Origin of the sequence: Nocardia sp. CA-290969 (assembly GCF_050936135.1) — a bacterium.
GTDB lineage: Bacteria > Actinomycetota > Actinomycetes > Mycobacteriales > Mycobacteriaceae > Nocardia.
Genome location: NZ_JBNJNJ010000001.1, coordinates 4,595,099 through 4,614,752 on the forward strand (window position 1 = coordinate 4,595,099; position 19,654 = coordinate 4,614,752).

The window sequence follows — 19,654 nt, forward strand, 5'->3', positions numbered from 1 at the left end:
CGTCTGTCTGCGCGCGTCGGATCAGGGGTGGTGCGAGTAGATCCGGCCCGATGAGCGGGCTCGAGCGACGCCGCCTGCCCGTGCCGGTGCTGGTGGCGGGGCTGACCGCGGCGCTGGTGGTGGTTTCGGTGCTCGCGCTGGGTCTCGGGGCGGCACATGTTCCGTGGCGCGACACCGTGGGTTTTCTGTGGGCCGAACTCACCGGCGGGACGGTGTTCGCCGGCGATGTGGCGAACTATCGGATCGTCGTGGATTCCCGGCTGCCGCGGGTGCTGCTGGCGGCCCTGGTAGGTGCTGGGCTCGGCGGGGTCGGGCTGATCGTGCAGGCCATGGTCCGTAATGCCCTGGCCGATCCGTATGTACTGGGGATTTCGTCGGGGGCGTCGGTGGGCGCCACCGCCGTCGTCCTGTTCGGCGCGTTCGGTGCGCTCGGGACCTACGCCCTGTCGACGGCGGCTTTCACCGGAGCGCTCGCCGCCACCGCACTGGTGTATCTGATGGCGCGGTCGGCGGCCGGGCTGGTGCCGCTACGGCTGGTGCTCACCGGCACCGCCATCGGCTACGGGTTCTCCGCCGCGACAACTGTGCTGGTGTTCCTCGCCCCGCGCGGTGGCGATACCGCCCGGTCGGTCATGTTCTGGCTGCTGGGCAGCCTGGCGGGCGCGACCTGGCAGATGGTGCCTCTGATCGCCGCGGTCGCCGCGCTGGGGTCGGCGGTGATCATGCTCTGCGCCCGCCGGCTCAACGCCTTGTCGATGGGTGACGAGGTGAGCGCCGCCCTCGGAATGAACGCCGCCCGGTTCCGGCTGCTGCTGTTCGTGCTCTCCGCCGCGATGACGGGCTGTTTCGTCGCGGTGTGCGGGGCCATCGGGTTCGTCGGCCTGATCGTGCCCCATGTCGCCAGGCTCCTGGTGGGTGCCGACCACCGGCGGCTGGCCGTGCTGACCCCGGGGCTGGGCGCGGTTTTCCTGGTGACCGCGGATCTCCTGGCCCGCACGCTGATCCCACCGCAGGAGTTGCCATTGGGAGCGGTCACCGCCGCGGTGGGGGTACCGGTGTTCGTCCTGCTGATGCGGCGGCGCGGTGCGCTGGTGGAGCGCGGCTGATGCGGGTCGACTACACCGGCGTCACGGTCGAGATCGACGGCGCTCCAATCGTGCGGGCGGTGACCCTGGCCGCCGAACCCGGGCAGTTCATCGGCATCGTCGGTCCGAACGGCAGCGGTAAGTCGACCCTGCTGCGCTGTCTGTACCGCGCTCTGGCGCCCGTTTCCGGGCAGGTGCTGGTCGGCGGCACCGATATCGCGGCGATCGGTATGCGGGAGAACGCCCGCCAGGTCGCGGCGCTGACCCAGGATTCCTCGACACCGTTCGACTTCACCGCCGCCGAGGTAGTGGCGACCGGACGGCTCCCGCACGCCACTGTGCTGCGCGGCAGCCGGCGGCGCGACGAGGAGATCTGCGCCGCAGCAATGAAAACGGCGGATATCGCGCATCTCGCGGACCGCGGTTTCCTGTCGCTCTCCGGCGGGGAACGTCAGCGGGTCCTGATCGCGCGGGCCTTGGCGCAACAGCCGCGGGTGCTGGTGCTGGACGAACCGACCAATCATCTCGACGTGCACCACCAGTACAGCGTGCTGGCCGCTGCCCGCGGTCTCGGTATCACCGTGGTCGCGGCGCTGCACGATCTCAATCTGGCCGCGCAGCACTGTGATCGGCTCTTCGTCCTGCACGGCGGCCGGCTGGTGTGTTCGGGCGGTCCGCACGAGGTGATCACCACCGAGGTGATCGGACGCTGGTTCTCGATCGGCGGTCATATCGTCGCTCATCCCCGGCTGGGTGTCCCGCAGATCATCTTCGACGACAAGGACTACGCATGAAAACCCTTCGGCCGATGGTCGCGCTGGCGGTGTCCGCGGCGGTTCTCTCGACTGCATGCGGCGCCGAGGTGCAGGATTCGGCGCACGCGTCCACCGGTCGGCAGGTGACGGTCACCAACTGCGGTGCCTCGCTCACGGTCGACGGGGTGCCCGAACGGGTGGTCACCAACGACACCGGTATCACCGAGATGATGTTCGCCCTCGGGCTGGCCGATCGCCTTGTCGGCTACACCACCTATCCGGGAAAAGAGCGCGATATCGACAGCTCACCGTGGCGGGCCGATTTCGGCCGCACCACCGAACTCGGTGACGCCTTCACCAAGGAGGTCGTCCAGGCCGCGGCCCCCGACTTCGTGTTCGCCGGCTGGAATTACGGCTTCCGGGAGACCACCGGCCTCACTCCCGACTGGGTGCGTTCGATCGGCGCGGACCCGTACCTGCTCACCGAATCCTGCCGGCAAGCCGGCACCACACGCCGCGGCGTGATGGAACCGCTCGACGCGCTGTACACCGACCTGACGAACCTCGGCGAGATCTTCGGCGTGCGCGCGAAGGCCGACGACCTCGTCGCCGCCTATCGTGAACAGGTCGCCGCCGCGGACGAGGGGGCACCGCGGGAACCGGCGCGGGTGTTCCTGTTCGACAGTGCCACCCCGGAACCGTTCACCTCCGGGCGGACAGCCGCACCGTCGCAGATCATCCGGGAGGCGGGCGGCAGCAATATCTTCGACGATCTGAACGATTCGTGGACCTCGGCTTCCTGGGAAGCCGCTGCCCAGCGTGACCCGCAGGCGATCGTGATCGTCGACTACGGCGCCGGTCCGGCGAACACCGTGGCGGCCAAGATCGAGCAGTTGCGCCGGCATCCGCTGATGGCCGGTACCACCGCCGTCCGGGAGAACAATTTCCTCGCCCTGCCCTATGCCGCATTGGTCGAGGGACCACGCAACCCGCAAGCGGTTCTCAGCGTTGCCGAATTCCTGCGTTCCACGGGTTATTAGCGGCGCCACGGCCGATCCGGAGCCGGTGCCGTCGCACGCAGTTCGCTACAGCCCGAACCGCTGCAGCACCGCCGGGATCTTCGATGCCGACATCAGGGCCTTGAACTGCCAGCTGTCGTCGCGCGGGAGGATCCCGCCGCGCTGGGTGACATCGAAGGCGTCGTAGAGGGTTTCGCCTTCCTCCATGAGCCCGTCGGCGTTGAAGTGGTAGCGGTCGACAGCGGGACACTGGATGAAACGGCCGGTGCCGTACAGGACGGGTGCGCTCTCGTCGTAGGGGTAGAGCCGCAGCGGCCCGTCCCAGTGGCCGCTGCCGATGTAGCGGATGACCACCCGGACCTTCTCGTCCGGCGTGACATCGAGATACACCTGGTCGGGCAGCGGGTCGTAACGCCAGTCCGGGATGGCGTCGAAGAAGGCGAAGTTGTACGTCACGAATTCGTCGATCCCGACGATGGTGCGGCCGAAGGTGGTGACATCGGTGTAGCGGATATCCGGTGCGTACAGCTCGTGGTTGAGGCTCATATCGCGGGCCAGGAAACTCCACCAGTACTTCTTCGCCCACTCCATCAGCCAGGACAGGTCGAGGCCGAGTTTGCCGTAGTACTCGAGTTTCCGGTCGAACTGCACGAACCACTCCTGTGTGGTGGCCTGCAGTTCCGGTTCCGGGATCACCCGGATCGGCACGGCGCGATTACCGTCCAGGAAGTCGGGAGCGGGCCGCGCGAGGCGGGGGCGCCGCAGCGCCTGCTGGAACTTTTCCTCACTGAACACAGCGGCAACCTTTCGACGAGCCGGCCCGGCCGCACCGGGTGCCACCGTGCATCGTACGGATACCGGCGCGCACACCTGGCCCTTTCGGCGCAGGAGGGCCGCCCGCGAGTCCGGGCTCGCGATCAGGCCGGTAGCCCGGCCAGCTCCGCACTGTCGCGCCACAGTGTCCGGGCGGCTTCCACGCCCCGCGCCGCCTCGGACGGATCCGACCAGGTGAGCTGCCCACCGCGCAAGGCCGCATAGATCCGTCCGGCGGGTGGGCGAACCACCCCCGAGGCGAGGTCTGCCAGCGTATTTCCGGCGTCGACCCGGGTGTTGAGGGTGCGGTTCAGGCGGCGGACCGGGCGGCTCAGCACCGGCGCCCCCATGACCGACCACACCGCCCGCATATAGAACGGCAGATCCTGGGCCAGTCCCGTACCGAAAACCTGACCGGGGCAGTAGGCGATCACTGTGACCGCCTTGTCCCGCAACGACTCCTGTTCCATCAGCGCCCGAGCGGTGAGCACGGTGCACAGTTTCGACGCTGTGTAGGCGTGTTCGCCGGCTTTGCGCGGGCGCGTGTCCAGTCCGGGATCACGGTCCGGGTAGGCCAGCAGTGCCGCGTCCGCGTGCCGGGGTGGCGTCAAACCGGCGCCGGTAGCGGGATCGTGGGTGCCGCTGGTCGTCAGTACGACTGTGGCACCGGTGGCGAGTTCCGGCAGCAGCAGCCGCAGCAGCAGGTAGTGCGCTAGGTGATTGACCGCGAAGGTGGTCTCGTATCCGTCTACGGTCCGGCGATTCGCGTCGGCACGGACAAGACCGGCGTTCAATATCAGCGCGTCGATCGGGGCGCCGGCCAGTTCGCCGCGGACGGCGCCGGCGAACGCCCGCACCGATTCCAGCTCGGCCAGGTCCAGGGGAAGCGACCCGCCGGGTTCCTGCACCCGTCGCGCTCCCAGCAACAGCCGGTTCTCCGCCGAACGCCGGAGCCGGCCGGCCGCAATAGCCCCGAACCCGGACGTGCCACCGGTCATCACCATCGTCGACATAGCGCCCCTCGGCATCCGTCGGATCGTGTTCTCAGAATAAATCGTGTTCCGGGTCGTTGCCCGCGGAGCCGCGCACACCGTACGGCCCTCGGCCCCACCGCAGGACGAGGCGCGACCGGTACGGCCGCGGCGCTGTGCCGCCGCGGCGAACTCAGTAGGCGGCGGTGAACCGGATACCCCGGTGCGCGGGGCGTTCGGCTTCGTCGAGCAGAACCACCGCGAGATCCTCGTACGACAGCACCGACTCCCCGTCCCGGTCGACCACCAGCATGTCCCGGCCCAGCCGGTACCGGCCGGTGCGGCGGCCTGCGTACAGCTGTGCGGGCGGGCTGAGATAGGTCCAGTCGGTTTCGGTCGCGGCCCGGCACACCGCGAGCTGGCCGGCGCACGCGCGAGCGATTGCGCGCAGCGTTGCGGGGAACCCGGGCTCGTCCATCACCGTCACTCCGCCTGTGCCGGGCACGGTCAGGGTCGCGGCACCGCCCACGAGCAGTAACCGCACCCCCGCGCGGGCCGCGCCGGCCGTGAGGCTCGCGGTGGCGGTGATCAGCTCGTTCTCCCGCCCGGCGGCCGGGCGGGTCGCGCCGATCGCAAGGTCCTGTCCGTCGAGGAGATCGGCGATATCGTCGCGGTCGGCGGCGTCACCGATCCGGATCTCGGCTTCGCGGGGGATCTCGGCGGCGCGGGCGGGGGTGCGGAGGACGGCGGTGACCTGGTGGCCGCGGTGCAGGGCTTCGGCGACGACTCGGCTCCCGACCTGTCCGGCCGCTCCGAAAACGGTGATACGCATGGGTTTTCCTTTTCCTATCGGCAAATGTTCGGAGGTGCGGGAACCCGTCGGTTCACCGCGCGGTCGCGGCGCGCCTGCGCGCCCGATCCACGGCCCACAGCAGCACCGTGGCCGCCGCCAGCACGCCCCCGGCGGCGGTGACTCCCGCCCACCCGGCCCGGTCCCACGCCACCGCGGTGAGGGCCGATCCGGCCGCGCCGCCCAGGAAGAAGGCGGTCATGAACGCCGAGTTCAGCCGGTTGCGGAGTTCGGGTTCCAGCGCGTACAGCACGTACTGGTTGCTGTTGAGCACGGACTGCTGGGCGACGGTCAAGACGATCGCCCCGGTGATCAGGGCGAACAGCGAACCGGCCCCCGCACCGAGCGCGAGCCAGGCCACCACCAGCAGTGCCGCCCCCGCACCCGCGACCCGGTGTACCTGCCCACGGTCGGCCAGCCGCCCGGCGATCGGTGTCGCTGCGGTACCGGCGATCCCGACCAGTCCGAACAACCCGATCGCCGCCTCGGACCACTGATAGTGCGCGCCGGCCAGCAGAAACGTCACCGCGGTCCAGAACATGGTGAACGAGGCCATCGACAGGGCGCCGAGCCCGGCCCGCAGGCGCAGCACCGGCTGAGTGCGGAAGAGTCCCACGGTGGACCGGAGCAGCGCCGGATAGGACAAACCAGCAGGTGTGTGCAGCGGGGGCAGCGTCCGCCACAGGGCGACGGTGACCACCGCGAGCACGCCCGCACCGAACCAGTACACGGTGCGCCAGCCACCGGCCTCGCTCAGCAGGCCCGCGACGGTGCGCGCCAGCAACCCGCCGACCAGTACACCGCTCATTACGGTGCCCACCACCCGGCCACGACGTTCCGGTTCGCTGAGTGCGACGGCGAAGGTCACCAGCACCTGGGCCGCGACCGAGGTGAACGCGGCGAATGCCGTCGCCACCAGCAGTACGACCGGATGCCCCGCGGCACCGCCGGCCAGTAGGAACAACACCGTCGCACCGAAGAGCCCCACCGCCAGCCGCCGGCGCTCGACGAGATCGGCCAGTGGCAGCAGCAGGAAGAGCCCCAGGGCGTAACCCGCCTGCGCGGCGGTGACGATCAGCGCCGCGGTCCCGGTGGACAGCCCGAGATCACCGCGGATGGCGTCGAGCAGGGGTTGGGCGAAATAGTTGCCGGCCACCACCAGGCCGGTGGCCACCGACATCAGCGGCAGGAGCCCGCGGGGTAAACCGGAAGCTTCGAGTGTGGGGTGCCGCGGCCCGGCCGCTGTCGTCGTACTCATGACATCAACCCTGCGGCCCGGCGATCAATGAGTCCAACACATGTTTGTCAGCGTAACGATCGTGATTCACGATAGTTCGATGGAACTGCAGCAGATGCGCTACGTCGTCGCGGTGGCGGAAACGCGGAATTTCACCCGGGCCGCGCGGCAATGCCTGGTGGTGCAGTCGGCGCTGAGTCACCAGATCGCCCGTCTCGAAAAGGAACTCGGCGCGAAACTCTTCGAACGCAGCAGCCGCCGCGTCGAACTCACCGCGGCCGGCGCGGCGTTCCTCCCGGCGGCTCGGCAGGCGCTCGAAGCGGCCGAACGGGCCCGCGCCGAAGTCACCGCCACGGCCGGCGAACTTCGCGGACGCCTCGCTCTCGGCGCGATCCCCAGCGTCGGCGCGATCGATCTGCTGGGCACCCTCCAGGATTTCCGCACCCGTCATCCGCGAGTACAGATCAGCCTGCAGATCGGGACGAGCGGCGACCTGGTCGACGATATCCGCCAGGGCAGGCTGGATATCGCCTTCCTCGGCCTGCCCGCCGATACCGCACCGCGCGGGGTGGCGGCGCGGGAACTGGGCCGCGGCGAGCTGGTCGTCGTGGTCTCACCGACCCACCCGCTGGCCGGGGCACGCGATATCGACGCGGCCCGGCTCGGCGACGAACTGTTCGTCGATTTCCCGGCGGGCTCGGCCGGGCGGGCCCAATCGGACCAGGCCTTCACCGCCGCCGGAGTGCACCGCGAGGTGGCGTTCGAGGTGGTCGCGGTGGACTATTTCGTCGAATTGATCCGGCGCAACCTGTGTATCGGCCTGCTGCCCGCGGCCGTCGTCGCGGCCTATCCCGGCCTCGGGATCGTCACCCTGCGCGACCCGCCGCGGCGGGTGGAATACGTGGTGTGGGGGCAGCGCACACCCGGGCCCGCCGCCGCGGCGTATCTGTCGGCACTCGGGGTGGTGCCGTGACCCGATGACCGGATCGGCGTACCCGGGCCAGGCGGATTCTGTTATTCCGGCTGATGCGAGAGCACGGCCACCAGGAAATCCGACTCGCCGGTGAACGGGCGCAGGTCCCAGGTGGACAGCAGCAGGTCTTCGCGGAAGCCCTGCTCGGCCGCGTCGGCACGGAACTGGGTGAACTCGTAGTCGCGGCCGGCGCCGAAGCCGACAACCACCCGGCCGTCCGGCGCCAGATGCCGCGCGAAGCCGGCGAGTACCGCCGGCCGGGTGGCCGGCGCCAGGAAGGTCACCACGTTGCCGGCACAGACGATGACGTCGAAATCGGCGGCGACACCGCGGGCGGGCAGATCGAGTTCGGCAAGGTCACCCACCAGCCACGTGGGCCCCGGATAGTCCGCTTCCGCGGCCGCGATCAGCACCGGGTCCACATCCACCCCGACCACCGAATGCCCGGAGTTGTGCAGAAATCCGCCCAGCCGCCCGGGCCCGCAGCCCGCGTCGAGTACCCGGCCCCGGCGGCCCAGCATCGCATCGATCAGCCGCGCCTCCCCGAAGATGTCCTGGCCCTCGGCGGCGAGCTTGCGGAACCGCTGGACATACCACTGTGAATGATCGGGATCGGCGGCGACGAGCTCCTCCCATTTACTCGGTACGCGCCCTTCAGGGGTGTGCGCGTTCATCGGCTTCCTCCTCGACCAGAGCTCGGTGACGCTTTCCCCCAACCTACGGCCCGCCTGGCCGGGCCGGATCAGGCGCTCCCCGAGCCGGTTTCCACGCCCTCACCTATGTCATGGTGGGTAGTATGACTCCCCCGGACCCAGTGGCCCTACCCCCGTGTGAGCTGTGCGGGGGCCGGCAGATCGGCAATCTCGCGGTGATGGGCCAGCACCATGTCGGTATTCATCCGGCCGGCCGCACGCTGTGGATGTCGCCCCTGTCCAGACTCTCGGCCGTCACCTGCCTGACCTGCGGACATACCAAACTGTTTGCGATGAACCTGGAGAAGATCCGCGCGGAGGCCACCCAGAACCCCGAACGCTTCCGCTGGTGAACTCGACGCCGGATCCGACGGGCACAGCCCCCGGCGCTCGGGCTTTCCCGGTCAGCCCAGGTGTTTGTGGAGCACTTCCAGGTGGGTCGGTTTGGCGTCGTTCAGCCGCGCCCGGCCTGCCTCGGTGAGTTTCAAGAAGTTCGCGCGACGGTCGAAATCGCAGGCCGCGCGTTCCACCAGACCGGCTTTCTCGAGCCGGGTGACGGTGCGGGAGAGCGCGCTCTGGCTCAGGTACATCTCGGTCTCGATATCTTTCATCTTGACCTTCTCGACCTGCTCCTGGCCGCACCGGCCACCGAGGACCTGCAGGAGTTCGAACTCGCTGAGCCCCAGCCGGTGCCGCGACTGCAGCGCGTTCTCCAGTTCGCAGGATGTGCCGTGGTAGAGGCGCAGCGTTTCGGACCACTTCGCGCAGACATCGTTGTCGGTGTCGTGGTACATGACCCGAGATTATCATGTCAAGTCATTTTATGTCCACGCATTACATGCGTTGACATTTAATGCTCGTGCATTTAAGTTCTCCTTCGTGACCTCGACTGCCACCCTCACGCAGAACCTCACCCCGCCCGCCACCCCGGCCGCCGGCCGCTGGGGACCCAAGCTGTGGGCCATCCTGTTCGTCGCCGGCCTCGCCATGTTCCTCGACGCCCTCGACGTCTCCATGGTCGGCGTGGCCCTCCCCTCCATCGGCCAGGAACTGGGCCTCGACACCTCCGCACTGCAGTGGATCGTGAACGGCTACATCCTCGGCTACGGCGGCCTGCTGCTCCTCGGTGGACGAGCCGCCGATCTGCTCGGCCGCCGGCAGGTGTTCCTCACCGCCCTGGTCGTCTTCGGTATCGCCTCGCTCGTGGGCGGCCTGGTGGACGAGGGCTGGCTGCTGATCGCCACCCGGATCGTCAAGGGCGTCGCCGCCGCGTTCACCGCACCGGCCGCCCTGTCGATCATCACCACCACATTCAAGGAAGGTCCCGACCGCAACCGCGCGCTGTCGATCTTCGCCATCTTCGGCGCCACCGGTTACGCCTCCGGACTCATCGTGTCCGGCCTGCTCACCGGAATCGACTGGCGGCTGACCTTCTACCTGCCGGTCGTCGTGGTCGCCGGGGTCGTGCTCGCCGCCTACCTCGTGGTGCCGCGCAACACCGAAAAGGAAGAGGGCCGTATCGATTTCGCCGGCGCCGCTCTGCTCACCGGCGGCACCCTCGCCGCGATCTACACCATCGTCACCGCGCCGGAGACCGGTTTCACCGCCACCGTCATCGCGACCACCATCCTGGCGATCGGCCTGCTCGGCACGTTCTTCGTGGTCGAGAACCGGGTGAGCCATCCACTGGTGCGGCTGAGCATCTTCAAGGTGAAGTCGATCGTGCGGGCGAACCTGGCCGCGCTGGCCATCTTCGGCTCCTACCTCAGCTTCCAGACCATCGTCTCGCTGTACCTGCAGAACACGCTGCACTGGGAGCCGTTGCAGATGGCGCTCGCGATGGCACCGACCGGCATCATCGTGGCCATCCTCTCGCCGATCGCCGGTAAGCTCATCGATCGCTTCGGCACCACCCCGATGATCCTCGCCGCCCTCACCTCGTTCGTCGCCGGCTACTTCTGGTTCCTGACCCGCGCCGGCAACCCCGACCCGTCCTACGCCGCCGACTACCTGCCCGCATTCCTGCTGCTCGGCCTCGGTTTCGCCCTGGGGTTCTCGGCGGTGATGGTGCAGGCCACCGAGGGTATCGCCGACCACGAACAGGGCCTGGCCTCCGGCCTGGTGCAGACCTCGTTCCAGATCGGCGGCGCGGTGGTGCTCGCCATCGCCACCGGACTGATCAGCGGCGCGACCGCCGACGGTATCGACGGCTACCGGCCGGGCCTGTACCTGGTCACCGCGGTCGCGGTGGCCGGCCTGATCGCCTCCGCCGCGGCGCTACTGGGCCGCAGGCAGCCTCTCGCCGAACTCGCATAAGCCATTTCGACGAGCGTGTGGGGTCGCCGGATCGGCGGCCCCACACGCGTGCGCTGCCCCGGAGGACGCCGCCTCGAGGCACGGATCCCCACACAGTTCGTCAACTTGCGGTTGACGTAGCAGCCTGCGTCAACTACTAGTTGACGCAGGCTGCGTTCGGCCCGAGCGCCGCCGAACAGAGATCCGAGTCAGGAGTAACGACGGTGGCTGTCGAGAATTCGGTGCGATCCACAAGTGGTGAAGAAAAGAAACGCGTCCTGGTAGTGGGGGCCGGGATCGCCGGGCTGGCCGCCGCACTACGGCTGCACCGGGACGGCTGGGAGGTCGTCGTGGTGGAGCGCGCGCCCGCCCGCCGCAGCAGCGGTTACCTGGTGAATCTGCACGGCCCCGGCTACGACGCAGCCGAGCGGCTGGGTGTAGTACCCGCGCTGGAGCCACGCGATATCGGCTTCTTCACTTCGATCATGGTGCACGCCGACGGCCGCGAGAAATTCCGGCTGCCGGCCGCCGTCGCCGAGGCCGCGGTCGGGACCCGGGCACTGAGTATCTTCCGCGGCGACCTGGAATCGGCCCTGTACGAGGCGGTGGCCGGAGACGCCGACATCCGATTCGGCACCACCGTGCGGGAGGTCGTCCAGCACGCGGACAGGGTCGAGGCCACCCTCGGCGACGGCACCCGGATGACAGCCGAACTCCTCATCGGCGCCGACGGCGAGCACTCCGGGATCCGGGAACTGGTATTCGGGCCCGAAGCCGACTATCTGGTAGACCTCGGCCACATGGTGGGAGCCTTCCCGCTCGACACGGTGCCCGCGCACGTCCCGGAGGGCGCCGGCACCACCTATATCGGCCCCGGCCGCACCGCTGCGGTGATGAACTTGGGACCCGGCCGTTCGTCGGCGTTCTTCACCTACCGCTGCGCCGACTCGGAAGCCGAATCGGCTGCGGGCCCGGCCGCCGCCCTCGGCCGAGCGTTCGGAGATCTCGGCGGCGGTGTCGCCGAGGCCCTCCGCCGGCTCGAAACCGATCCGGCCTGCGCCTACTTCGACTCGGTCGCCCAGATCGTCATGGACCGCTGGAGTAGCGGCCGGGTCGTCCTGCTCGGCGACGCCGCCTGGTGCGTCACCGTTTTCGCCGGCTACGGCGCGGCGCTGGCCCTCGACGGCGCCGACCGGCTGGCGGCCGCCCTCGCGGGCAACGGCGATGATCTCCCCTCCGCACTGACCGCCTGGGAAGCATCACTGCGCCCCGAGGTCGTCAAGCGGCAGGCCCTGGCCCGCAAGGGAATGAGCCGGTTCGCCCCCGCCACCCGGGCACAGGTCTGGGCGGGCGAGCTCATGCTCCGCGCACTCGGATTGCCCGGTATCCGCGGCCTGGTCCAGCGCTCGATCAAACGAGCCAATAATTAGTGTGCTCGGCAACGCGACGCAGCCACTGTTCGGGCCGCGCGGACCGTGGGCGGGCGACAACACCTGAGCACCGCGGCCGTACCCGAGTGGAGCTGTCCGTCACTTCCCCGTGGATCCGCGACTCACCAGGCGGGCCACGCCGCTGTCGAGGTCGATTTCGTCGCGCGGCGGCGCCCCGTCCGACGGTGTTTCACGATGCATGAGACTGGTCATCCGCTGCTCGAACTCGAGATGCTTGGAGCCCTGGAACGCGGCGGTGACCTCCTCGAACCCGGCGGCGGCGATCGGCGCGCCGGAACCGGTCCGCGTCCACGGCAACGCCCGCGACCCGGTGAGTTTGTTCCAGAAGACCTCGGCACCGGCCAGCGCGATCAACAGCAGCGCCAGCCCGGGGATGGTCATCGCAACCAGCAGTCCCATCGGAGAATCATAGGCCGCGCCGGCTCTCGGCGTGTTGTGCCGCGGTACCCGACCTGACGCGAGGCCGGAGAAACCGTAACGCCGACCTGATCGGCCGACCGGCCGGCGGGCCGGGCCGCGTCACACTCCGGCAACACCCGGGTTCGTTCACCGGACCCGGGACGGTGCCGGGCGGGACCGCATCGCCGATACTCGGAACCTCCCGCAGTTCGACGAACCACATCGGAGCCGGTATGACCGCTGTCAGCGCCCCACAACACGTCCAGGTGTCCGTCGGTGCGGCCGTGGCCACCGTGACCATCGACCGGCCACCGGCCAACGCCTTCGACCCCGCGCTCATCGCCGAGCTGCTGGCGGCGGTGGAACCGCTCGCGGCCGATCCCGCGGTGCGGTGTCTCGTCCTGCGCGGAACCGGCCGGTTCTTCGTGGCGGGCGCCGATATCCGGGTGATGCGTGAGCTCACCGAGGAGACGCAGCGGGCGATGCGGCCGTGGGTGCAGGTCCAGCGGGTGCTGGAAACGGCGCCGAAACCCGTGGTCGCGGCGATCAACGGGCACGCGCTCGGCGGTGGGGCGGAGTTGACGCTGGCCTGCGATATGCGGGTGATGGCCGAATCGGCGACCATCGGTTTCCCCGAGATCGAACTCGGCCTGTTCCCCGGTGCGGGCGGTAGCCAGCGGTTGCCCCGGCTGCTGGGCGCGCACCGCGCGAAGCTGCTGATGATCGAGGGCGCGCGCCTGACCGCCGCGGAGGCACTGCGGATCGGGCTGGTGGACGAGGTCGTGGCGGATGCCGGCTTCGCGGCTCGCACAGAAGAGCTCGCCGCCTCGCTCGCGGCCAAGCCGACCCGCACCATCGGCCTGCTCAAGGACATCGTCGAGCGCGGCCTCGATGTTCCTTTGCCGGACGCGCTGGATCTGGAGTTCGCCGCGGTGCTCGAACTCATCCGCACCGGCGACGCCGCCGAGGGTCTACAGGCATTCCTCGATAAACGCACCCCGTCGTTCGGCGGCCGGTGAACGGTGGAAAAGGAGTCATGATGAAATTCCGACCCAGGGCACGCGGGATCGCCGCCGTCGCCGCTCTCGTCGCGCTGACGCTGGCGGCGGCCGCCTGCACCAGGCCGGCCACCCAGCAGGAAACCGGCTCCGGACCGATCCGGATCTCGGTGGGCGTGGACCCCTCCTACGCGCCGTTCTTCGTCGCCGAACAGGAGGGAATGTTCGAGAAAGCCGGACTCGACGTTCGGATCGTCCAGACCGAGGGCGGCGCGGCCAGCGCCCAGAACGTGGTCGCCGGAACTTCCGAGCTGTCCGGTAATGCCGATTCCACCGCGCTCACCGTCATGGCCGCGAATCCGAGTCTGCGCGCCCTCGGCGTGTACGAGGAATCGGACCGGTACTTCCAGGTGGTCGTGCGCGCGGGCATCGAGCCGGAACAGATCCGGAAGGTCGGCGTGTTCCCGGGTATCGGCCTGTACTTCACCGATCTGTACCTGCGCAGTATCGGGCTGGACCCGGCCGCGATCGAACAGGTCACCACCGGCCCACCCGACCATCCGGCGCTGCTCGGCCGGGGCGATATCGACGCGTTCGTCTCGTTCGACCCGTGGGTGAGCCAGGCCGTCGCCGGCGGTGCCCGGGTGGTCGCCACCAGCGGCGATTTCGGTGCCCGGTACACCCAGTGGCTGGTGGCGACCGAGGCGTGGCTGTCGGCGAACGAGGAGACCGCCGCGCAAGTATTCGATGTGGTGTCCGAGGCCGCCGCGATCGTCGACGCCGACCCGGACCGCGCCGCCCGCGCGGTGGCGGCCTCGATTCAGCAGGATCCGGCCGAAGCCCGCCGTACCGTGGAGCAGATCGATTTCGGGGTGCGGGATTTCACCGACGAGGACATCGCCCGGGCGAACGATCTGGTCACCTTCTTCCGCGAACAGGGCAAGATCGGCGGTTCGGTGGATACCGGACAGGTACTGCGCCGGGGCTGGGTCGACCAGCACCTGCGCGGCGCACCCGCCTGAGCATCGGCGGCTTCCACACGTAGTGCGACCCGGTCCCGGCAGAGTTCGCCGGGGCGGGTACGAGATCGACACAGAACGGAGCAATCATGACCGAGCCCGCTGTCCGGGTGGTCGAACTGCCCACCCCGCTCACCCGCTTCGCGGGACGGGTGATGGTCGGGCTCGGCTACGAGGTCGTGCTGGTGGAGCCGGTCGGTGGTGATCCGAGCCGGGGCGAATCGGCGGGCGACTGCTTCGCCCACTGGCATGCGGGTAAGAAGTCGGTCGCCCTGGACCTCGACAGCGATACCGGTCGCGCGGCACTCGAACGCCTGCTCGCCACCGCCGACGTCTTCCTCGACGGCAGCGCACCCGGATTCGAACCCGTCACGCCGCGGCCGGGCGCATTGGTTCACGTACGGGTCACACCGTTCGGGCTGGACGGTCCCCGGTCGGGCTGGGCCGCGACCGATCTCACTCTCGCCGCGCAAGGCGGCATGCTGGCGCAGGTCGGCGACCCCGATAATCCCCCGCTCGCGCTCCCGGAGAACCAGGCCGAACAACTCACCGGCATCAATGCCGCGGTCGGTGCGCTGCTCGGGCTGCGCGCCCGGCGGCACGGCCCGGTGCCCGTCGTCGATATTTCCGCCCAGGAATGCGTCGCCGCGAGCTTGGAGGCCGGGACGCTCGCCTACCTGCACGAGGACCGGGTACCGCCGCGCCCGGGCCGGGTGCATCCCCTGGTCCCGCACGGCCTGTTCCAGGCCGCCGACGGATACGTGGGCGGCGGGCTGGGCGGTAGCCCACGGATGTGGGATGCGTTGCTGGCCTGGCTGGTGGAGGAGAATGCCGCCGCCGATCTCACCGATCCGCGCTGGGCCGACCCGGTGGAACGCAAACGCCATCAGGACCACATCTTCGACGTGGTCGGGCAGTTCATCGCGAAATGGCCGAAACACGAGTTCGCGGCCGCCGCGCAGGAACGCAAACTGCCCTGGTCGGCGGTGGATCGGCCCGCCGAGCTGCTGCTGAACCCGCAGCTCAACGACCGGGATTTCTTCCTCGATATCGTCCGCGACGGCGTGACCTCGCGGGATCTGGGGTTCGGCTTCGCCTTTCCCGAGGGAACGCGGATACGTGAACTGCACGTGCCGCACCCGGGAGAACACCAGCAACTCATCCCGGCCGCTGCACAACGTGCCGGTGTGCCACCCACCGGTGCCGCCGATCGGCTACCGCTGGAAGGTATTCGCGTACTCGACCTCACCTGGGTGCTCGCCGGGCCCTACTGCACCCGCATCCTCGCCGACCACGGTGCCGATGTCGTGAAGGTCGAATCCCGCGGCCGCCCGGACCCGACCCGGTTCGCACCGTTCATGCACCTGTCCCGCGGTCCGCACGACGATCCCGACACCAGCGGCTATTTCAACGATGTCAACCGCAACAAACGCAGTATCACGCTCGACACCCGCTCCTCCGAGGGGCTGGAAGTGCTCGCCGATCTCCTCGCGCACAGCGATGTGGTGGTCGAGAACTTCAGTTCCACGGTGATGACGAAAATGGGTTTCGGCTACGAGCAGTTGCGGGCACTACGGCCCGATATCGTCTACGTCTCGATGTCCGGCATGGGCCATACCGGACCGCGCAGCGGATGGGTTTCCTACGCCGATATCGTTTCGGCGGCAACGGGTTTGACCGCACTCACCGGCTGGAGCGCCGACGAGGTGGTCGGCGTCATCTACGGTCACGGCGATATCGTCGCGGGCCTGCAGGCGGCGACGGCGGTGCTGGCCGCACTCGGCCATCGCGACCGCACCGGACGCGGACAGCACATCGATCTGTCGCAGCTCGAGGCGATGTCCTCGCATATGGGCGCCGCGGTACTGCGCGCGACCGGGTCGGGACACCCCGGCGCGCCTATCGGCAACGCCCATCCGGAGATGGCGCCGCACGGCGTGTACCGGTGCCTCGGACCGGACAGGTGGTGTGCGATCGCGGTACGTGACGACGCCGAGTGGCAGCGGCTGTGCGCCGTGATCGAACGCCCGGAGTGGGCGCAAGACGAACGATTCGGGCACGCGGCCGGCCGGCGCGCGGCAGCCGAGGAGATCGACGCGGCGATCACCCGCTGGACCGCCGCCCTGCCCGCCGAAGTCGTCGCGGAACGGCTCCAGGGCGCCGGTGTCCCGGCGGGTGCGGTCAACACCGGCCGCGACCTGGTCGAATCGGACCCCCAGCTGCGGGCCCGCGGGTTCTACGTCCGAGGCGTGCACCCGAAGGCAGGCGCTTTCCTGCACGAGGGCTCCCCCGTCCGGATCGGCGCCCCGGCCGCTGTCCGCCGGACCGCACCGCTGCTCGGCGCCGATACCGAGGACGTACTCGCCGATATCGCCGGCTATCCGCCCGAAACCATCGCCCGGCTGCGCGCCGCGGGCATTTTGAACTGACGCCCCCACACCATCCCCTAGGAGTAACCATGCGTGCCGCCCGGCTCCACGAATTCGGCCGAGCCCCGGTCATCGACGACATCGACATCCCCGTCCGGGCACCAGGGCAGACACTCGTGCGGGTCGACGCCGCGGCCCTCGGGCATCTCGATATGACGGTCGCGAGCGGTACATTCGACGTCCGACCCGAACTGCCGCATATCGGCGGCACCGACGGCGCGGGCACGGTGGTCGAATCGGAGACCTTCGCGCCGGGCACCAGAGTCCTCATCCGCGGTGGCGGTGTCGGACTGTTCAAGAACGGATGCTGGGCCGAGTACCTGGCCGCCGCGGACAAGGTGTTCACCCCCTTCGATACCGCGTTGGACCCGACGGTCGCGGCGACGTTCTTCCTGCCGAGCACCACCGGCTACGTCGCGGTACACGATGTGGCCGGGGTGGGCGCGGGTGACCGGGTGATCGTTTCCGGGGCCTCCGGCGCGGTCGGTTCGATGGCTGCGCAATTCGCGCTGGCGGCGGGCGCGGCCGAGGTGATCGGCGTGGTACCGCGCGCGGATCAGGCCGCCCTGCTGCCCGCGGGAGTGCGCCCGGTGGTGGGCCGCGGCGAACAGGTGGCCGAGGCGCTGGGCAGCGAGCCCGCCGCGGAGGTGTTGATCGATACCCTCGGCGGCGATCTGCTGCCGGTGCTGCTGCGCCGGATCGTGCCCGGTGGGCGGGCCGCCCTCATCGGCTACACCCTGGGCACCGAGTTGCACCTCGACCTGCCGAACTGGCTGCTCGCCGATGTGGCGCTGCTCCCGGTCAATATGATCCGGAAAACGGCCCGGCAGGCCGAGCTGGCGCCGAAGCTGATCGACATGCTGGTGACCGGTGCGATAGAGCTGGCGGTCCAGACGTTCCCGCTCGACGAGATCGCCACCGCGCTGCAGGCCATGCGCGACGGGAAGGTGACAGGTCGCGCGGTGGTTACCCCCTGAGTGTCTGCCATGACAGCTCCCGCCCCCGGTGGCTCGCTACCTGCGGAACTGACGATCCCGGCACTACTGCGGGACCGGGCGGTCGGCCGGGGCGATCACCTCGCCGTGCGGGCCGGCGCGGTCCGGCTGACCTACCGGGAACTCGCGGACCGGGCCGCGGCGATGGCGGGATCGCTGGCGCGCCACGGCGTCCGGCCCGGTGATCCGGTGGCCGTGCTGTCGGGCAACCGCATCGAACTGATCGATCTGGTGCTCGGTTGCGCCTGGCTCGGCGCCGTCGCCGTGCCGCTGAACACCGCGTTACGCGGGGATTCGCTGACGCATGTCCTGGTGCGCTCCGGGGCCCGGCACCTGCTGCTGGAGGAGCGGTTCACCGGCCCTGTCGAGGACGCCGGTTTCGACGGCACGACCTGGGTGGTGGGCACCGAGTCGGCGCCCACCCCGCACGGGCCGGCCGCACCCGTCGGCCCGGTTTCCGCACTGGTACCGGCGTTCGTGCTGTTCACTTCGGGAACCACCGGTCTCCCCAAAGGGGTTCGCTGCCCCCATGCACAATCCCTGTGGTGGGGCCACAGTGTGGGCGCCTCGCTCGGCCTCGGGCCCGACGACGTCCTCTACAACGGCCTGCCGCTGTTTCACACCAACGCGCTCAACACCGTGTTCCAGGCGTTCGTCGCGGGCGCCACCTTCGTTCTCGGGGAACATTTCTCGGTCCGCGAGCAGTGGCGGCGGGTGGCCGAGGCCGAGGCCACGGTGACGTATCTGCTGGGCGCGATGGTCGCCATGCTCGCGGGCGGGCCACCGGGTGCGCACGATCGCGCGCACCGGGTCACCCGCGCACTCGCCCCTGCGACCCCCGCGCATCTGTACGCGCCGTTCCGGGAACGGTTCGGTATCGAGCTGGTCGACGGGTTCGGCAGTACCGAAACCAATCTCGTCCTCGGCAGCCTCCCGGGTGCCCGCCGCGCCGGATACCTCGGCACCGTCATGCCGGGCTTCGACGCCGCGGTGGTCGACGAATCCGGGACACCGGTCGCCGACGGGACCGCGGGTGAACTGGTGGTACGTACCGAACTCCCCGGCGCGTTCGCACTCGGCTACCTGGGTGAGCCGGTTCCCGAACCCGGGTCCTGGCGGCGGACGGGCGATCGGGTGATCCGCGAACCCGGCGGCTGGTTCCGGTTCGTCGACCGCATCAAGGATGTCATCCGCCGCCGCGGGGAGAACATTTCGTCGCTGCAGGTCGAACAGGTGCTGGCACAGCATCCGGCGGTCGGGCAGGTCGCCGTGTTCCCGGTGCCGTCCGAACTGGCCGAGGACGAGGTCATGGCCGCGGTCGTCCCGCATCCGGGCGCGGCAGTGGATCCGGCCGAGTTGCGCCGCTTCGCCTCGGCGCACCTGGCGAGCTTCGCACTCCCCCGCTACATCGACATAGTCACGACCCTGCCGCTGACCGAAACCGGCAAGGTGCGCAAGAACGATCTCCGTGCGCGCGGCGTCACCGCGCAGACCTGGTCGGCCGAGGGCGATCGACCCGGGCTCGGCGTGCGCTGAACCGCGCCGTCCTCGAACCGGGGCCCGGCATGTGCCGACCTACCGGGCACAGCGATCTTTCGAGATCCGACGAGTGCCGATTCACCTGCCACAGCAATCGCCCCGCCTCCGGTATGCACCGATCGACCGTACGTAGC

General features: G+C 69.5%; 19 protein-coding genes. 12 read left to right on the forward strand and 7 right to left on the reverse strand.

Translation table 11 applies throughout. The features are described 5' to 3' along the window. Nucleotides 1-50: 50 nt before the first annotated feature. Genes ACQEVO_RS20910 through ACQEVO_RS20920 form a run of 3 tightly spaced genes read left to right on the forward strand, consistent with a single transcriptional unit; the run spans nt 51 to nt 2,880 of the window. Nucleotides 51-1,106 carry a FecCD family ABC transporter permease gene (locus ACQEVO_RS20910; RefSeq protein WP_432915700.1) on the forward strand — a complete coding sequence of 352 codons (1,056 nt, stop codon included), beginning with the start codon at nt 51-53 and terminating at the stop codon, nt 1,104-1,106. Further along, nucleotides 1,106-1,879 (forward strand): ABC transporter ATP-binding protein, encoded by a 774-nt coding sequence (locus tag ACQEVO_RS20915; protein WP_432915702.1) that lies wholly within the window; start codon nt 1,106-1,108, stop codon nt 1,877-1,879. Before ACQEVO_RS20910 ends, ACQEVO_RS20915 begins: the two co-directional genes overlap by 1 nt. Beyond that, the gene (locus ACQEVO_RS20920) at nt 1,876-2,880 is read left to right on the forward strand and encodes an ABC transporter substrate-binding protein (protein WP_432915704.1); all 1,005 of its coding nucleotides are present in this window, start codon (nt 1,876-1,878) and stop codon (nt 2,878-2,880) included. The genes ACQEVO_RS20915 and ACQEVO_RS20920 overlap by 4 nt, the downstream gene beginning before the upstream one ends. Before the next feature lie 45 nt (nt 2,881-2,925). On the opposite strand, the gene ACQEVO_RS20925 is transcribed toward ACQEVO_RS20920, so the two are convergent. The 4 genes from ACQEVO_RS20925 to ACQEVO_RS20940 form a co-directional block, all read right to left on the reverse strand. Then, nucleotides 2,926-3,654 (reverse strand): nuclear transport factor 2 family protein, encoded by a 729-nt coding sequence (locus ACQEVO_RS20925; RefSeq protein ID WP_432915706.1) that lies wholly within the window; start codon nt 3,652-3,654, stop codon nt 2,926-2,928. 122 nt (nt 3,655-3,776) lie between these two features. Further along, entirely contained in the window at nt 3,777-4,700 is a 924-nt protein-coding gene (locus ACQEVO_RS20930; RefSeq protein WP_432915708.1) for an SDR family NAD(P)-dependent oxidoreductase, read from the reverse strand. Nucleotides 4,701-4,836: 136 nt separating this feature from the next. After that, nucleotides 4,837-5,475 carry an NAD(P)-dependent oxidoreductase gene (locus ACQEVO_RS20935; RefSeq protein WP_432915710.1) on the reverse strand — a complete coding sequence of 213 codons (639 nt, stop codon included), beginning with the start codon at nt 5,473-5,475 and terminating at the stop codon, nt 4,837-4,839. Between the two features lie 52 nt (nt 5,476-5,527). After that, nucleotides 5,528-6,751: an MFS transporter gene (locus ACQEVO_RS20940; protein ID WP_432915712.1), complete on the reverse strand. Its 1,224-nt coding sequence runs from the start codon at nt 6,749-6,751 to the stop codon at nt 5,528-5,530. A 79-nt stretch (nt 6,752-6,830) separates the two neighbouring features. Between ACQEVO_RS20940 and ACQEVO_RS20945 the strand changes: the two genes are divergently transcribed. After that, on the forward strand, nt 6,831-7,703 hold the full coding sequence (locus tag ACQEVO_RS20945) for a LysR family transcriptional regulator (RefSeq protein ID WP_432915714.1): 873 nt from the start codon (nt 6,831-6,833) through the stop codon (nt 7,701-7,703). A gap of 41 nt (nt 7,704-7,744) precedes the next feature. On the opposite strand, the gene ACQEVO_RS20950 is transcribed toward ACQEVO_RS20945, so the two are convergent. After that, the gene (locus tag ACQEVO_RS20950) at nt 7,745-8,377 is read right to left on the reverse strand and encodes a class I SAM-dependent methyltransferase (RefSeq protein WP_432915716.1); all 633 of its coding nucleotides are present in this window, start codon (nt 8,375-8,377) and stop codon (nt 7,745-7,747) included. A gap of 122 nt (nt 8,378-8,499) precedes the next feature. Here ACQEVO_RS20950 and ACQEVO_RS20955 point away from each other — a divergent pair, with 122 nt between their 5' ends. Next, complete coding sequence (locus tag ACQEVO_RS20955; protein WP_432915718.1) at nt 8,500-8,748, forward strand: hypothetical protein; 249 nt, start codon at nt 8,500-8,502, stop codon at nt 8,746-8,748. A gap of 51 nt (nt 8,749-8,799) precedes the next feature. Here the strand turns inward: ACQEVO_RS20955 and ACQEVO_RS20960 are convergent, their stop codons facing one another. Further along, nucleotides 8,800-9,189, reverse strand: coding sequence for a MarR family winged helix-turn-helix transcriptional regulator (locus ACQEVO_RS20960; protein WP_432915720.1), 390 nt, complete (start codon nt 9,187-9,189; stop codon nt 8,800-8,802). Between the two features lie 193 nt (nt 9,190-9,382). On the opposite strand from ACQEVO_RS20960, the gene ACQEVO_RS20965 reads away from it, so the two are divergent. Beyond that, the gene (locus ACQEVO_RS20965) at nt 9,383-10,711 is read left to right on the forward strand and encodes an MFS transporter (protein WP_432922895.1); all 1,329 of its coding nucleotides are present in this window, start codon (nt 9,383-9,385) and stop codon (nt 10,709-10,711) included. Nucleotides 10,712-10,914: 203 nt separating this feature from the next. Next, nucleotides 10,915-12,120, forward strand: coding sequence for an FAD-dependent oxidoreductase (locus ACQEVO_RS20970; protein WP_432915722.1), 1,206 nt, complete (start codon nt 10,915-10,917; stop codon nt 12,118-12,120). Nucleotides 12,121-12,219: 99 nt separating this feature from the next. Here ACQEVO_RS20970 and ACQEVO_RS20975 read toward each other — a convergent pair whose 3' ends face one another. Next, nucleotides 12,220-12,540, reverse strand: a complete 321-nt coding sequence (locus ACQEVO_RS20975; RefSeq protein ID WP_432915724.1) for a DUF6191 domain-containing protein — start codon at nt 12,538-12,540, stop codon at nt 12,220-12,222. Nucleotides 12,541-12,773: 233 nt separating this feature from the next. Between ACQEVO_RS20975 and ACQEVO_RS20980 the strand changes: the two genes are divergently transcribed. The 5 genes from ACQEVO_RS20980 (at nt 12,774) to ACQEVO_RS21000 (ending at nt 19,517) form a co-directional block, all read left to right on the forward strand. Then, the gene (locus ACQEVO_RS20980; protein ID WP_432915726.1) at nt 12,774-13,559 is read left to right on the forward strand and encodes an enoyl-CoA hydratase/isomerase family protein; all 786 of its coding nucleotides are present in this window, start codon (nt 12,774-12,776) and stop codon (nt 13,557-13,559) included. A gap of 17 nt (nt 13,560-13,576) precedes the next feature. Next, entirely contained in the window at nt 13,577-14,560 is a 984-nt protein-coding gene (locus ACQEVO_RS20985) for an ABC transporter substrate-binding protein (RefSeq protein ID WP_432915728.1), read from the forward strand. Between the two features lie 86 nt (nt 14,561-14,646). Continuing rightward, nucleotides 14,647-16,986 (forward strand): CoA transferase, encoded by a 2,340-nt coding sequence (locus tag ACQEVO_RS20990; protein ID WP_432915730.1) that lies wholly within the window; start codon nt 14,647-14,649, stop codon nt 16,984-16,986. Nucleotides 16,987-17,015: 29 nt separating this feature from the next. Beyond that, the gene (locus ACQEVO_RS20995) at nt 17,016-17,963 is read left to right on the forward strand and encodes a quinone oxidoreductase family protein (RefSeq protein WP_432915732.1); all 948 of its coding nucleotides are present in this window, start codon (nt 17,016-17,018) and stop codon (nt 17,961-17,963) included. 9 nt (nt 17,964-17,972) lie between these two features. Then, nucleotides 17,973-19,517: an AMP-binding protein gene (locus ACQEVO_RS21000; RefSeq protein WP_432915734.1), complete on the forward strand. Its 1,545-nt coding sequence runs from the start codon at nt 17,973-17,975 to the stop codon at nt 19,515-19,517. Nucleotides 19,518-19,654: the final 137 nt, after the last annotated feature.

Bases quoted from the DNA above. Each gene is read 5' to 3' on its own strand.
- ACQEVO_RS20945 (WP_432915714.1), top strand. From the start codon at position 6,831: ATGGAACTGCAGCAGATGCGCTACGTCGTCGCGGTGGCGGAAACGCGG.
- ACQEVO_RS20910 (WP_432915700.1), top strand. From the start codon at position 51: ATGAGCGGGCTCGAGCGACGCCGCCTGCCCGTGCCGGTGCTGGTGGCG.
- ACQEVO_RS20995 (WP_432915732.1), top strand. From the start codon at position 17,016: ATGCGTGCCGCCCGGCTCCACGAATTCGGCCGAGCCCCGGTCATCGAC.
- ACQEVO_RS20920 (WP_432915704.1), top strand. From the start codon at position 1,876: ATGAAAACCCTTCGGCCGATGGTCGCGCTGGCGGTGTCCGCGGCGGTT.
- ACQEVO_RS20980 (WP_432915726.1), top strand. From the start codon at position 12,774: ATGACCGCTGTCAGCGCCCCACAACACGTCCAGGTGTCCGTCGGTGCG.
- ACQEVO_RS21000 (WP_432915734.1), top strand. From the start codon at position 17,973: ATGACAGCTCCCGCCCCCGGTGGCTCGCTACCTGCGGAACTGACGATC.
- ACQEVO_RS20940 (WP_432915712.1), bottom strand. From the start codon at position 6,751: ATGAGTACGACGACAGCGGCCGGGCCGCGGCACCCCACACTCGAAGCT.
- ACQEVO_RS20935 (WP_432915710.1), bottom strand. From the start codon at position 5,475: ATGCGTATCACCGTTTTCGGAGCGGCCGGACAGGTCGGGAGCCGAGTC.
- ACQEVO_RS20960 (WP_432915720.1), bottom strand. From the start codon at position 9,189: ATGTACCACGACACCGACAACGATGTCTGCGCGAAGTGGTCCGAAACG.
- ACQEVO_RS20990 (WP_432915730.1), top strand. From the start codon at position 14,647: ATGACCGAGCCCGCTGTCCGGGTGGTCGAACTGCCCACCCCGCTCACC.
- ACQEVO_RS20915 (WP_432915702.1), top strand. From the start codon at position 1,106: ATGCGGGTCGACTACACCGGCGTCACGGTCGAGATCGACGGCGCTCCA.
- ACQEVO_RS20985 (WP_432915728.1), top strand. From the start codon at position 13,577: ATGATGAAATTCCGACCCAGGGCACGCGGGATCGCCGCCGTCGCCGCT.
- ACQEVO_RS20965 (WP_432922895.1), top strand. From the start codon at position 9,383: ATGTTCCTCGACGCCCTCGACGTCTCCATGGTCGGCGTGGCCCTCCCC.
- ACQEVO_RS20975 (WP_432915724.1), bottom strand. From the start codon at position 12,540: ATGGGACTGCTGGTTGCGATGACCATCCCCGGGCTGGCGCTGCTGTTG.
- ACQEVO_RS20955 (WP_432915718.1), top strand. From the start codon at position 8,500: ATGACTCCCCCGGACCCAGTGGCCCTACCCCCGTGTGAGCTGTGCGGG.
- ACQEVO_RS20930 (WP_432915708.1), bottom strand. From the start codon at position 4,700: ATGCCGAGGGGCGCTATGTCGACGATGGTGATGACCGGTGGCACGTCC.
- ACQEVO_RS20950 (WP_432915716.1), bottom strand. From the start codon at position 8,377: ATGAACGCGCACACCCCTGAAGGGCGCGTACCGAGTAAATGGGAGGAG.